General features: G+C 53.6%; 12 protein-coding genes. 9 read left to right on the forward strand and 3 right to left on the reverse strand.

Annotation, left to right across the window (positions count from 1 at the left end; translation table 11 throughout):
- Positions 1–60: 60 nt before the first annotated feature.
- Positions 61–336, forward strand: a complete 276-nt coding sequence (locus tag M2108_RS01245; protein ID WP_277469217.1) for a hypothetical protein — start codon at positions 61–63, stop codon at positions 334–336.
- 58 nt (positions 337–394) lie between these two features.
- Here the strand turns inward: M2108_RS01245 and M2108_RS01250 are convergent, their stop codons facing one another.
- On the reverse strand, positions 395–1,741 hold the full coding sequence (locus M2108_RS01250; protein WP_277469218.1) for a TrkH family potassium uptake protein: 1,347 nt from the start codon (positions 1,739–1,741) through the stop codon (positions 395–397).
- Positions 1,742–1,893: 152 nt separating this feature from the next.
- Between M2108_RS01250 and M2108_RS01255 the strand changes: the two genes are divergently transcribed.
- From M2108_RS01255 to M2108_RS01265, 3 genes are read left to right on the forward strand one after another with little or no spacing between them, the layout of a single operon-like run.
- The gene (locus M2108_RS01255) at positions 1,894–2,247 is read left to right on the forward strand and encodes a VOC family protein (RefSeq protein WP_277469219.1); all 354 of its coding nucleotides are present in this window, start codon (positions 1,894–1,896) and stop codon (positions 2,245–2,247) included.
- A 46-nt stretch (positions 2,248–2,293) separates the two neighbouring features.
- Positions 2,294–2,722, forward strand: coding sequence for a GNAT family N-acetyltransferase (locus tag M2108_RS01260; protein ID WP_277469220.1), 429 nt, complete (start codon positions 2,294–2,296; stop codon positions 2,720–2,722).
- Between the two features lie 40 nt (positions 2,723–2,762).
- The gene (locus tag M2108_RS01265) at positions 2,763–3,269 is read left to right on the forward strand and encodes a GNAT family N-acetyltransferase (protein WP_277469221.1); all 507 of its coding nucleotides are present in this window, start codon (positions 2,763–2,765) and stop codon (positions 3,267–3,269) included.
- 91 nt (positions 3,270–3,360) lie between these two features.
- Here M2108_RS01265 and M2108_RS01270 read toward each other — a convergent pair whose 3' ends face one another.
- Entirely contained in the window at positions 3,361–4,677 is a 1,317-nt protein-coding gene (locus tag M2108_RS01270; protein WP_277469222.1) for a hemolysin family protein, read from the reverse strand.
- 115 nt (positions 4,678–4,792) lie between these two features.
- On the opposite strand from M2108_RS01270, the gene M2108_RS01275 reads away from it, so the two are divergent.
- Positions 4,793–5,560 (forward strand): DUF1836 domain-containing protein, encoded by a 768-nt coding sequence (locus tag M2108_RS01275; protein WP_277469223.1) that lies wholly within the window; start codon positions 4,793–4,795, stop codon positions 5,558–5,560.
- Between the two features lie 81 nt (positions 5,561–5,641).
- The gene (locus M2108_RS01280; protein WP_277469224.1) at positions 5,642–6,856 is read left to right on the forward strand and encodes an MFS transporter; all 1,215 of its coding nucleotides are present in this window, start codon (positions 5,642–5,644) and stop codon (positions 6,854–6,856) included.
- A 68-nt stretch (positions 6,857–6,924) separates the two neighbouring features.
- On the opposite strand, the gene M2108_RS01285 is transcribed toward M2108_RS01280, so the two are convergent.
- Complete coding sequence (locus tag M2108_RS01285) at positions 6,925–7,359, reverse strand: hypothetical protein (protein ID WP_277469225.1); 435 nt, start codon at positions 7,357–7,359, stop codon at positions 6,925–6,927.
- A 291-nt stretch (positions 7,360–7,650) separates the two neighbouring features.
- Between M2108_RS01285 and M2108_RS01290 the strand changes: the two genes are divergently transcribed.
- Genes M2108_RS01290 through M2108_RS01300 form a run of 3 tightly spaced genes read left to right on the forward strand, consistent with a single transcriptional unit; the run spans position 7,651 to position 12,965 of the window.
- The gene (locus tag M2108_RS01290) at positions 7,651–9,450 is read left to right on the forward strand and encodes a TerB N-terminal domain-containing protein (RefSeq protein WP_277469226.1); all 1,800 of its coding nucleotides are present in this window, start codon (positions 7,651–7,653) and stop codon (positions 9,448–9,450) included.
- Positions 9,451–10,770 (forward strand): ATP-binding protein, encoded by a 1,320-nt coding sequence (locus M2108_RS01295; protein ID WP_277469227.1) that lies wholly within the window; start codon positions 9,451–9,453, stop codon positions 10,768–10,770.
- The gene (locus tag M2108_RS01300) at positions 10,767–12,965 is read left to right on the forward strand and encodes a DEAD/DEAH box helicase (protein ID WP_277469228.1); all 2,199 of its coding nucleotides are present in this window, start codon (positions 10,767–10,769) and stop codon (positions 12,963–12,965) included. Before M2108_RS01295 ends, M2108_RS01300 begins: the two co-directional genes overlap by 4 nt.
- The last annotated feature ends 344 nt before the right edge of the window (positions 12,966–13,309 follow it).

Genomic DNA, 13,309 nt, shown 5'->3' on the forward strand with positions numbered 1-13,309 from the left:
ATGGTTATAAATGCTATACTATGGTGGTGTGATTCATCAGAAGAAAGGCAGGAAAACAGCATGAACGTTGAAATTATCAAAGCCCAGCTGAAACAGGAGGAAGATAAGAGCTTTGTGGGAAGAACGGTATTCACGGTGGAGCAGCATAAGCATCCGTATGAAATTACCTTTTTCAGCAAAAAGGGCAGTGAATGGGATTACAGCCTCAGCTTTGCCGGTGAACCGGGAAGTGAGGAGCAGTTCCTTGAAGTGGACGGGCTGCTGGAGAACGATGATGATTTCTTCAATCAGCTGCTGGACGCCGCACTGGATACTCAAGAGGATACCGAAGAATAGTACAACACAAAAATGCGACCGCTTAGGGCAGCAGCTGCCTCCCAAGGGTCGCATTTTTTTAACCGATTGTAATATTGCCTTCCGGATAGCGGAACAGCTCTTTGTTCTTCTTCGGTTTAATGGCATAAGCCAGAGTCAGCGGTCCGGTACGGCCGACGAACATCAGAATGATGACCAGAATTTTGCCGGGGGTGGTCAGCTCCGGAGTCAGGCCCATTGTAATGCCCGAGGTACCGAATGCCGATACAGCCTCAAACAGCACGGTCAGAAAATCAGCACTTTCGGTTACAGACAGCAGCATTGTAGCAATAAGGATAAGCATCAGCGACAGCAGGGTCATTGTAATAGCTCTGTAGACGTTATCCTTGGAGATCCGGTGTCGGAACATAACGATGTCTTCCTTGCCGCGGATTTTGCTGTAGGCGGTGACGACCAGGATGGCAAAGGTGGTAATTTTGATCCCTCCGCCGGTCGATCCGGGTGCTGCCCCGATAAACATCAGCAAAATCATGAGAAACTGGGTTGATTCACGCAGCAGCGGGATTTCAATCGTTGTCACTCCTCCGGAGCGCGGTGTAATGGCCTGCAAAAAGGAAGCCATAAGCTTGCCGCCGGCGTGCAGCGGTTTAAGCGTTGTATTCAGCTCCAGCCAGAAAAAGACAGCCGCCCCGATCAGAATCAGCACCGCCGAAGTGGAGAGGACAACCTTGGAATGCAGGGTCAGGCGCTTGCGTTTGCGAAAATCCACAATATCCGACAATACGATAAAGCCGATACCGCCGAGGAAGATCAGCAGCATAGAAGTAATGTTGACGATCGGGTCTTCCACATACCGGGTAAGCCCGCTGAACGGCCCGTGAACATCACCGAACAGGTCAAAGCCGGCATTGTTGAAGATAGACACACTATGAAAGAGTCCGTAATAAACCGCTTTGCCGGCCGGCATATCCATAATAAATCTTACAGTAAACAGCATGGCCCCAATTAGCTGAATAACGAGTGAATAGATAAGCACCCGGCGGATCAGCTTTACTATTCCCTGCATGGAATTCTGATTCATCGACTCCTGCAGCAGCAGCCGCTCCTTCAGGGAAATCCGTTTGTTCAGCACCAGCGTAATCAGCGTTGCCATCGTAACGAAGCCGAGGCCGCCGAACTGGAAAAGCACCAGCAGCACAATCTGGCCGAACACGGTGAGCTGGGTGCCGGTATCAATCACGGCAAGCCCTGTTACACAGGTTGCAGATGTCGCCATGAACAGGGCATCTATGAAGGAAATCCGCCCGCTTGTTGAAGCAGCAGGCAGGCAAAGCAGCAGGGTTCCGACTGCAATCAGCAGCACGAAGCCGAGCGATAATATTTTGGGCGGTGTCAGTCTTAAATGCCCCAGCGATATATTAGCCAATCCATCAATCCCCCGAAGTCTTGTAATGATCCTCCAAGATTATAGCATAATTTGCTGCCGCTTCACTAAAGAGGCAGGGAATTGGCAGATTTTATCGAATAGGTAAAGCTGTGAATCCAATTCTGCAGATAATAGAGGAGGCTATACTTGCTGTGACAAGTCCGATTATGAATCAGATTGGTGCCGTTTTCGTCCCTGTAAGTGACATTGAAAGATCGAGAAACTGGTATTGCAGCTTACTGGGACTTCCGGCAGACGGGGAAGTGTTGTTCGGGCATTTATATGTGATTCCGATGCAAGGGCCCGGAATTGTTCTGGACAGCAAAATTTATTCATCCGAATCCGTACTGAAAGTGCCGGCCTTTCATTTTAACACAGAGGATATTGATGCCGCCTATGATTTCGTCAAAGCAAGCGGCGCAGAGCTTCTGACCGATATCGAGCATGACCATTGGTTTAATTTCAAGGATCCTGACGGAAACGTCCTGATGATCTGCCGCTGCTGACAGTGGCTTTCCGCTGACAGGTAAAGTTGAAAAGGAGCCTGATGTAATGATTAGAGAAGCATTGCCGCAGGATGCCGGCGCACTTGAAGCCCTCTACCGGCAGCTGCTGCCGGACCATCCTGACATCCGGGTAACTCCGGACAGAATAAAGGCCATCCGCACAAATCCGGACAGCTTTTTGTTTGTCTATGTCAGCAACGGGGAGGTGGCGGGGACAGTGCACCTGCATCTGTGCATGGATGCTCTCAGCGGCGACCGCCCGTTTGCCGTTATTGAACGTGTCGTGACCGCCTCACATGTACGTGGTCAGGGTTTCGGAGCCGCCCTTATGCGCCATGCCGAAGAAACGGCAATGAGCCGGGGAGCCCTTAAGGTAATGCTCTCCAGCAACGCCCGCAGGCAGGAAGCCCACCGTTTTTATGAACGTCTGGGCTATGACGGTGAAGGAAGCCGGCTGTATAAGAAATATCTGTAGAAGTAGACAGATGACATGAAATCATTGGGGGACCTTGCTTATGAATGTATTATTCAGAAAGCTTGTCCCGGAGGATGCCGGCAGGCTGCTCAGCCTGCAACATTCCCTGGATGAGGAGACTGCTTTTATGCTGCTGGAGCCGGATGAACGGCAGACGAGTGTGCAGCAGGTCAGGGAGCTGATAGAAAGCAAGGAGAGGTCGGTTAATTCCATTCTGATCGCTGCCGAAGCAGATGGAGAGCTGGCCGGATACATATCGGTGAGCGGCAGGGATCTGAAGCGGATCAGACACTGCGCCTATATTGTCATCGGCATCCGCCAAGCCTTTCAGGGTCTGGGGATCGGCAGCGGATTGTTCCGGGAGATGGAGGCTTGGGCGCGTATAAGCAGAATTGTCAGACTTGAGCTTACCGTGATGGCCCATAATGAACGCGGAATTGCACTGTACAAGAAATGCGGCTTCGAAATTGAGGGGATGAAGAAGAAATCCCTGTACATAGACGGAGAATGGATTGATGAGTATTACATGGGCAAAATTCTGGACTGAATGTAGTTCAGCAGCGGCCCAAAGTACTGATCTTAACAAACAAAGGCGCCCCTTGGCAGGAGCGCCTCTTGTTATTTATATATAAACAGAATTATTCCGTTGGCTGTCCATCTGCGTCTTTCTCGCCAATAAACACTTCAACTTTGCGAATCCGGTTCTTGTTCATCTCACGGACGGTAAGTGTAATATGCTCATGCTCCATACTCTTGCCGATCGCAGGTTCTACCATGTGACTGTAGAGCCAGCCGCCGATTGTAGTGACTTCGTCGTCATGCAGATCAATGCCGGCCCGTTGCTTAAGCTCGATCAGCGATACCTTGCCGTCGAACAGGTAGCGGGATTCATCAAGCTGTTCGACGTTTTTACTCTCGTCACCGTCGAACTCGTCTCGGATTTCACCGACAATTTCCTCCAGAATATCCTCAATTGTGATAAGGCCGGAAGTGCCGCCGTATTCATCAAGCAGCAGAGCAATATGTACACGCTCCACCTGCATACGGGTCAGCAGTGTCTTAACCGGGGTTACCTCGGATACTGTCAGCAGCGGAAGAATCAATTTTTTGAAATCAAAATCAGGATCGTTATCATACTGCAGATAAAGCTGCTTCGTATTGATCATCCCGATAATGTTGTCTTTGCTGCCGTCGGCCACCGGGAAACGGGTGTACTGCTCTTTACGGATAATATCAAAATTCTCTTTAAGCGTATTATCGGTGAACAGGCAGATCATGTCGGTGCGCGGCACCATAATTTCCTTCGCCAGCATTTCGTCAAAATTGAAAATACGGTTCACATAGCCGTATTCTGCTTTGTTGATCTTGCCGTTCTCGTAGCTCTCGGAAAGAATCAGGCGGATTTCTTCTTCGGAGTGCGCATCCCCGTGTTCACTGGCCGGCTTCATGCCGAACAGGCCTACCAGCAGATTAGCCGAGCCGTTCATCAGCCAAATTAAAGGGTAAAGAATTTTGTAGAACCAAATGATCAGCGGTGAGGTAAATTGACCGATTTTTTCCGGAATGTTAATTGCAGCTGTCTTCGGAGCAAGCTCGCCCACAACAACATGCAGGAATGTGGCAATGATAAATGCCAGTGCGAATGCGATGGGCTCACTTACACTGTGGCTGATATTTGCCATATCAAACAGCGGCAGAATCAGCTGCTCAAAGGCCGGTTCGGCAAGCGCCCCGATCCCGAGTGCTGTAATAGTGATCCCGAGCTGACAGGCGGAGAGATAACCGTCAAGGTTGGCAGCCACCCGCTGCACAGCCAAAGCATTCTTCTTGCCGTCGAGGACCATCTGGCTTACCTGGCTGCCTCTAAGCCGTACCACTGCAAATTCCGTCGCTACAAAAAAAGCGGTTAATACAATCAAAATAGCCACCAACGTCAAACTAAGTCCTATACCCATAAAATCTTTACCATCCCTCTCGTCGTTAAAATAGGTTATACTCATATTATGAGTTCATATGAACTCATTGTACGAACTTTCGTTTGAAAAATCAAATGGCGGAGGGGTGCCATCAATGCAAGCTTTCACATTAAGCCGTAAGGAAATGTCTGCTCTCCTGCTCTCCCTGACGGAAAAAAGTGAACAGAAGCCGCTACACATCCTGCAGGAGGCGTGGGCGAAATTCCATCAGGAGGAAGTGCGGAAAGGGAGATCTCTCACTGCTTTTTTGTCTACCGATATCCCGCCGGTTCTGCAAAAAATCATCAAAGGCAACAGAATTAACGGATTCTCGCTCGCAGATATTGCCGCCCTTGGCAAACTCATTGAATATTCAACTTTGTCTGCTACTGCGATGCAGAACTGGGTTAAACGCGATTTCAAGGAATATCTCGGCTCGCCCAGGCTGGGCAGGAAATACTCCGTTAATCAGGCTGCGCTTCTATTTATAATAGACGATTTGAAGGCCTCGCTGGATTTCGAAAGCATCAGACAGCTCTTCCGTATTCTGTTCCTGCAGCCTGAGCGTGACGATGACGATCTGGTTGAACCGGCAGAACTGTATTACGGCTACGCGGAGCTCTTTGAGGACATCAAGCGCAGTCCCGCGCTGCAGGCACAGGGAGTAGCCGAGCGAAGCGCCAGCAATGAATATTCATGGAAAACAGACAGTACCCTCAGGGGGGCGATGGAGAAAATGATGGACAGGCTGACCCATCTTACCCGGTCCCAGAAGGATGCGGTGCGCAACATGCTGATGATTGCGGCGATTTCAGTGCAGACCTGTTACTTTCAGGCGCTGGCAAGACAATACTGCAATGCCGCATTATTCCTTGATTTTTGACTGCTGCAAATTTAGAATGTACAGGAGTAAACAATGGTAACAGGCTACATAGCCGAAAGACGGGAAGAGGTGCATGGGTAGATGAGTCAAATGACGCTGCTGCGCAACCCGAAGCAGCGCAAGCTGCTGCTGAGCGCGGGCTTAAGCTGGATGTTCGACGCGATGGATGTCGGTATGGTATCCTTTGTCGTTGCGGCGCTGGCTAAAGAGTGGTCGCTGGGCCCGGAAAAGATCGGGCTTTTAACCAGTATAAATTCAGTGGGAATGGCTGTAGGGGCTGCTGCGGCAGGTATTCTGGCCGACCGGTTCGGCCGCAAGTCGGTGCTGCTGTGGACGCTGCTGATCTTCTCGGCGGCGAGCGGATTATCGGCATTTGCTACAGGGTTCGCCATCCTGTGTGTTCTGCGCTTTATAGCCGGCTTCGGCCTTGGCGGAGAGCTGCCGGTTGCTTCTACACTGGTCTCCGAGAGCATGCCGGCGGCGGAGAGAGGACGGGCTGTCGTCCTGCTGGAGAGCTTCTGGGCGGTAGGCTGGATTGCCTCAGCCTTAATCGCGTTTTTCATTATTCCGGATTATGGCTGGCGTGTCGCGTTTGCCATTGGTGCGGTACCGGCGCTGTATGCCCTGTATTTGCGGAAGGCGATCGATGATTCACCGCGGTTCACCGAGATGAAGAAGCAGAAGCCTGTGCCGCTGGGCATGAGGATTGCAGCGGTATGGTCTGCGGAATACCGCCGCTCAACCATCATGCTGTGGATTCTCTGGTTCACCGTTGTATTCTCATATTATGGAATGTTCCTCTGGCTGCCGACTGTAATGGTGCTGAAGGGCTTCAGCCTGGTCAAGAGCTTCGAATATGTGCTGATTATGACGCTCGCCCAGCTTCCGGGCTACTTCACTGCCGCATACTTTATTGAGAAGTTCGGCCGCAAGTTCGTGCTTGTAATCTATCTGCTGCTCACCGCTGTCAGTGCCGCCTGGTTCGGCAATGCGACAACAGAAGGCATGCTGATGGCTGCCGGCATCTGCCTGTCCTTCTTCAACCTTGGCGCATGGGGCGGCATGTATGCCTACAGTCCTGAGCTTTACCCGACAACGGTCCGTTCCACCGGTGTGGGGCTGGCAACCTCCTTCGGGCGGATCGGCGGGATTCTGGCGCCGCTTCTGGTCGGAGTGCTTGTAGGGAAGGATGTAAGCATCAGCACCATCTTCATGCTGTTCTTCGTAACCATTGTTATCGGGGCACTCGCCGTACTGCTGCTCGGTAAAGAAACAAAGGGAACAGAGCTCACCTAAAACGTTCAGAACATACCCCAAATAATAGCCTGCCGGATAATTCCGGCAGGCTATTATTTTTACGAACTTCATTTTTTTCTTTTCACAACAATAAAAATCGGAATGGCGAGCAGCAGCAGAGCCGCAGCAGACCAAAGGATTGACCAATTGAATGAAGCTCCGCCGGCATATTCTCCGTTATAGTCCGCTCTAATAAACGTTCCATTATCCGGTTCGACCGCAATCGCCTCATTGATGTTAACGCCTTTAATACTGTAATATTTAGTGCCCTTTGGGTAGTAGTTCGAAAAATTACCGGAGTAAGTGCCTTCCACATCCGAATATTTTGTAACCCGGCCGATCATCGAATCCACATCTTCGGCGTCTATCCGTTTGTCCGTAATGATATAAGACTTTCCTTCATTTACAACAAAATTGTTCGCCCAATCGGCATGAACAGCCTTTACTGCCAATAAAGTGCCGGCAAGACAGAACATAATCAGCAGAAACAAAGATTTCTTCATAGGAGCACTCCTTTCTTACCTATTATTAGACGAGTGTATTTCAGTATTGTTGCGCTTTTACAGCTATTGCGGACTTAGCAGTACTATAGTATATTCTTAGTTGGATACACAAACGAACGTTCTCATTGTCCGGCCTTGCGCGTGACAGATGCTCATCATAAGATCTTGAGGCCCGGTGCGCTCAGGGTCTTATTTTATATGCAAACCATGAACCGTTCACCGCTGCATCAGGCAGGCACGCATATGATATAATGTTGAAATGACTATGGTATACGAGTGGGGAGATTACGGATGGCGAGAGACAGACAGGGCCTGCATTTTTCGGAGCTGGTCTGGGAGAGTACAGAACAGGATATGGCGGTTCCTCCGCGGGAATCCGGACACAACCCGTCTGAAGAGCGCAGCTCTGTGCTGAAAAAGACGGCCAAAAACGGACAGGCTGACGGGACTGCTCCGCAGCAGCTGCAGCTGTGGGATCTGGAGCAGGGCAGCCCGCTGGCTTCTACGGAACCGTCGGAACCGTCTGTGCAGAAGGCGGAACAGCCCAAAGAGTGGAATGTGCCGCCCAAAGAACCCCGGATGAAGTCTGCTCCTCCGCTGCCGCGAACAGCGCCATCCGCTTCACCCGCCAAGAAGGAGACAGAGAGCGAGTTCGTACAGCGTGCGGCTGAGCTGGAGGATATGACTGCAGATGAAGCTAAGCTTGTCCCGTTCAAAAGCTACTGGCCGACCTACAGCCATATGACCGCCGAGCAGAGCCGCTGGTATTTCTACTGGCGTAATGAAGTAAGACAGGGACGGTATCCGAAGACGGATCTGTCTTACATTTTTCTGCATGTGTATGAGCTGATTAACGGTATCGGCTGGGGTGATCCAAGTGACGGTTACCGGCAGCTGGGGCTGATCTGGGAAGCTTACCGGTCTCAATATAAACGGCTGGATCAATACCTGGGCAGCTGGATGGCGGACTTTTCGTTTGTCCACAAGCTAGAGGTTCCCCTGTCGCTGATCGTTGCGCGTACACGCGGATTGTCAGGCGATCTGGCAGAGATCGAACTGCTGCGCTGTCTCAGCACCGCCCCGGAGCAGCTGACCTTCGAGGTTCTGACGGTGATGTCCGACTATGATATCAGCAAATCCAAGTTCTATGCCGGTGAGGGAAAAGAAGCGGCTGAACGCTACATACCGCAGGTGGTAGCCTTAATCGACGCGTATGTCGCGAGGAAGCACGGGGCACGGCTGATCGAAAAGTTCCCTCCGGGACCTCCGGTCATGCGGGAGCGCTACCTGTTCCGCAGCGCGGTATATGATATCTCACGTTACGGTTATTCTGTGCTTGTACCTGTCGTGAGGATCAGCAAGCTGCTGCCGCTGCGCAGCCTGATTACCCGCCTGTTCCGGCTGACTGAGAACAAGCTGCGGGAGCTTATGGGCTTCCGCGGCCGGCTGAAGGATATCCGGATAGACCCGGACATGGACGAGCTGATCACCAAATACCTGCAGCGGGAATTCCGCAAAGCGGAGCAGGAGGCCAAAGGCCCGGCAGTTGTGATCGACAGGGCGAGGCTGGAGCAGCTGCAGAGCGATTCCGAGGTTGTCCGGAGCCTTCTGACTGTAGATGTTTATGACGAGCCGCCGACGGAGCAGGAGTATCAACTGGTAATGGATCAGGCTAAGTACGGGGATCAGGACTCAGAGCAGATACAAGCAGCTAAATTGGAACCTGAACAGATTCTAATAGAAACTGAGAACAACGTGGAACAGGATTACGGCCACCCGCTTGAGGACAATACTGCTGCTGAAGGAGAAACTGCTGTTGTACAGACGACTGCCGGTGTTCCTCCGGAATGGGAGGAGCTGAGCGCAGAATTGCTTCCATTGCACCGGGAGGTGCTGCTGGCGCTGGCCGCGGATAACGGGCCTGCCCAGGTTGACAGAATTGCCGCAGCAGCCGGAACGATGGCAGAGCTGCTGTATGATGAGATCAATGAGCTTGCGGTGAATATACTCGGTGATCTGCTAATCGACTGCGGGGAGCTGGCTGAGGAATGGAAGCCGATGCTGGATTTATTTAATGAGGTGAATGATTAAATGGGTGAATTAAAAATACCAAAGCGGATGACAACGGCACTGGTCAATTCCCTGACTGCCGGAGTCGTGCCGCGGATCGGGCTGGAGCATATCGCTGTCGGCCGCCGGCCTGAGGTGGAGGCGATACTCCGGGATATGGAGAACATCGCCGACGGCGGCGCGGCTTTCAAGTTGATTACCGGCAAGTTCGGCAGCGGCAAAAGCTTTTTGCTGCAGATTATCCGCAACTATGCGATGGACCGTGACTTTGTGGTGGCCGATGCCGATCTGTCGCCTGAGCGCAGGCTGGTGGGTACGAAAGGGCAGGGACTGGCAACCTACCGGGAGCTGATGAGCCACCTGTCGACCCGCACCCGTCCAGACGGCGGAGCACTGGAGATCATGCTGCAGAAATGGATCATGGGGCTTCAGCAGGGTGTAATGCAGGAGAAGGGTCTTACAGCCGATGCCCCGCAGCTTGCGGAAGAGGTGGAACAGCAAATCTACAGTGTCGCTTCCGGGATGCGGGGCTTAGTGCACGGCTTTGATTTTGCCAAGGTGCTGGCTTCTTACTGGAACGGCCATAAGCTGGCCGAGGATGAGCTGAAGCAGGATGCGCTGCGCTGGCTGCGGGGCGAATTCGCCACCCGGACAGAGGCACGCAAGGCGCTTGGTGTCGGCGTCATCATTGATGACGATAACTGGTACGATTATATGAAGCTCTGGGCGGAATTCACCGGGGCGATTGGATATAAGGGACTGCTGCTGTTCATTGACGAGGGTGTGAATCTCTACAAAATCACCAACAGCATCTCACGGCAGAGCAATTATGAGAAGCTATTAACCATGTTCAATGATACGATGCAGGGCAAGGCGGAGCGCCTGGGCATCTTTATCGGGGGCACCCCGCAGTTCGTTGAAGACGGACGGCGCGGCCTGTTCAGCTACGAAGCCCTTCGTTCACGGCTTGTGGCTGGGCGTTACGGAGCGGCAGGGCTAAGTAATTTTACCGGGCCAATCATTGCGCTGGAGATGCTATCCCATGAGGAGATTCTGGTGCTGCTGCAAAAGCTGCGGGATATTCATGCTCTGCACTACGGCTATGAAGCAAGACTGACACAGGAGCAGCTGGTGCATTTCATGGAGGAGGCGGTGGGCAGGCTGGGTGCGGACGAGCTGCTGACTCCGCGCGAAATTGTGCGTGACTTCATGGATCTGCTGCACACCTTGAGCCAGCACCCTGAGCTGTCCTTTGAGAAGCTTGTCGGTGAGCGGACGATTAAACCGGACGCATCTGATGAGAATGATTTGGACGGCCTGCTTGCGGAGTTTGACCTATGAGCAGCAACCCGTTCTACAGGCTCGCTCCTTTTATTAAAGAGTTTATTTACACAAACCGCTGGGAGACGCTGCGCGAGGCCCAGGTGGATGCCTGCCGCGTGCTGTTCGATACGCCGCATCATCTGCTGATCGCCTCCGGGACGGCTTCGGGGAAGACGGAGGCGGCTTTTTTTCCGGCGCTGACCGAGCTGTATGAGCGGCCGTCCGATTCCGTGGGCATCCTCTATATCGCGCCGCTCAAGGCGTTGATCAACGATCAGTTCACGCGGTTAAATGATCTGCTGCGTGAAGGCAATATCCCGGTCTGGCACTGGCACGGCGACGTGCCGCAGGCGGACAAGACCAGGCTGATGCAGAAGCCTTCCGGCGTGCTCCAGATTACTCCGGAGTCGCTGGAAGGCCTGTTGATGAACCGGCCGAATGCCATTTTGGCCCTGTTCCATGATCTGCGCTTCATCATCGTCGATGAAGTGCATGCGTTTATGGGCGCGGACCGCGGCATCCAGGTGCTCAGCCAGCTGGCGCGGATCTCGCGGATGGCCGGCTGCCATCCGCGGCGGATCGGGCTCTCCGCTACGCTGAGCGACTATGCCTCCGTGACGGAGTGGCTGGCCGCCGGCACGCGCGAGAGCGTAGAGGTGTCCGCGCCGCAGGGCGGGCGCAAGCTCCGGCTGAGCGTGGAGCATTTCTCGTTCCCGGATGCACGGGACGAGGTGCAGGCCGAACGGCTGGAGCAGGCGCGTCAGGCGTATTACGGGTTCATCTACGACCATACGCATCTGAAGAAGGCGCTGGTCTTCACGAACAGCCGCACGGATGCGGAGGAGACCATCCTGGAGATGCGGCGGGTGGCCGCGAAGCGCGGGGAGCGCGACGTGTTCCATGTGCACCACGGCAGCATCTCGGCGATGCTGCGCGAGGAGACGGAGGCCGCGCTCCGCGAGGGCTCCGGTCCGGCCGTTGCCGCAGCGACGCTGACGCTGGAGCTGGGCATTGACCTTGGCGAGCTGGAGCGTGTGCTGCAGCTCGGCGCGCCTTACAGCTGCGCGAGCTTCGTACAGCGGCTGGGGCGGTCCGGACGGCGCGGCGATGCCGCGTCCGAGATGATCTTCGTCACGCCCGAGGAGGAGGACGAGGAGGCGCAGCTTCCCGCGAGGATGCCGTGGACGCTGCTGCGGGCCATTGCCGTCATCGAGCTGTACGTGCGCGAGAAATGGGTTGAGCCGCTGAATGTCCGTCAGCTGCCGGTAGGGCTGCTCTATCATCAGACCATGAGCATCCTCAAGAGCATGGGCGAAGCTGAGCCGGAGGATCTGAAGGAGGCGGTATTAACATTGCCTTCCTTCCGCGGGATTGATCCGGCGGATTATGATGCTTTTATGGAATACATGATTGCAATGGGACATATCGAAATGATGGATGAGGGCACGGTGCTGATCGGGCTGGCCGGCGAGAAGATCGTGAACAACTTCCGCTTCTACGCGGTGTTCAAGGACGATGAGGAGCATGTCGTGTATAACGGCACCGAGGAGATCGGTTCGATTACAACCGTGCCGCCGCCAGGCTATTGCTTCACCCTGGCCGGCAAGCTGTGGAAGATCGAAGAGGTCGACAACCGCCACAAAGCGGTTTACGTCAAAAGCTCGCGCGGCAAAGTAGACACCCTATGGCTGGGGGCAGGCGGTGATGTGCATACCCGCATCATGACCAAGATCCGCGAGGTGCTGGGCTCGACAGCGATATATCCATACCTTGCGCCAAGCGCCGCCGCCAGGCTGGAGCGGGCACGCCGGCTGGCGAAGGAGAGCGGGCTGCTAACCCGCGAGGTGCTGCCGGCCGGCGGCGATTCGATCTTTATCCTGCCCTGGGCGGGCAGCCGGCAGTTCCGCACGCTGGAACGCCTGCTGAAGAACAACCTCAAAGGCCGGCTCGGCCTGCGTTCCGTCGTGCCGATGGAGCCATATTACATGGTCGTCGCCGGCAAGGTAGACGCTGAGACGCTGGAGGCGGAGATCCTCGCCGAGAGTGCGGCAGCTGCCGACCCGCTGTCACTGCTGGGACCGGATGAAGCCCCATACCTCGGCAAATACGATGAATTCATCCCGCATGACCTGCTGCGCAAGGCCTTTTCCCTGGACGGGCTGGATGTGCCGGGACTGCAGGCCGTGCTGGGTAAGTGGCAGCAGGGGCATTGAGAAGGGGAGGAAACCTCAGCGTGACCTCCCTTTGACGCTACTTGGATAAACAGAAATTTTATTGTGATTGCATTTTGTGCAACAGATTCTGTGGTATACGATACAATTGATCATATGGGTAGCGGTAAGTGTTACTGTAGAATACTGACCCTCAGAAAAAGAGCAGCCGCAGCTGCTCTTTTTGTTGTTCAATTTTGCGATTAGAGGCTGCGATTAAACTAAGTGGAATTTCGTCATCTAATTCCCAGTCATTCGCTCTAAATCAGATTTTAGTTGGAAAAACGCCACTTAATCACAACGTTTTCGCTCCGAAAGCAGGATTCCGGCCAATCTAAGTAACGATT

The organism is Paenibacillus sp. PastM-3, from assembly GCF_029893965.1.
Classification (GTDB): domain Bacteria; phylum Bacillota; class Bacilli; order Paenibacillales; family Paenibacillaceae; genus Paenibacillus_AQ.

Coding starts and splice junctions, on each gene's coding strand:
- M2108_RS01245 (WP_277469217.1), top strand. CDS start 61: ATGAACGTTGAAATTATCAAAGCCCAGCTGAAACAGGAGGAAGATAAG.
- M2108_RS01260 (WP_277469220.1), top strand. CDS start 2,294: ATGATTAGAGAAGCATTGCCGCAGGATGCCGGCGCACTTGAAGCCCTC.
- M2108_RS01265 (WP_277469221.1), top strand. CDS start 2,763: ATGAATGTATTATTCAGAAAGCTTGTCCCGGAGGATGCCGGCAGGCTG.
- M2108_RS01270 (WP_277469222.1), bottom strand. CDS start 4,677: ATGGGTATAGGACTTAGTTTGACGTTGGTGGCTATTTTGATTGTATTA.
- M2108_RS01275 (WP_277469223.1), top strand. CDS start 4,793: ATGCAAGCTTTCACATTAAGCCGTAAGGAAATGTCTGCTCTCCTGCTC.
- M2108_RS01280 (WP_277469224.1), top strand. CDS start 5,642: ATGAGTCAAATGACGCTGCTGCGCAACCCGAAGCAGCGCAAGCTGCTG.
- M2108_RS01285 (WP_277469225.1), bottom strand. CDS start 7,359: ATGAAGAAATCTTTGTTTCTGCTGATTATGTTCTGTCTTGCCGGCACT.
- M2108_RS01290 (WP_277469226.1), top strand. CDS start 7,651: ATGGCGAGAGACAGACAGGGCCTGCATTTTTCGGAGCTGGTCTGGGAG.
- M2108_RS01295 (WP_277469227.1), top strand. CDS start 9,451: ATGGGTGAATTAAAAATACCAAAGCGGATGACAACGGCACTGGTCAAT.
- M2108_RS01300 (WP_277469228.1), top strand. CDS start 10,767: ATGAGCAGCAACCCGTTCTACAGGCTCGCTCCTTTTATTAAAGAGTTT.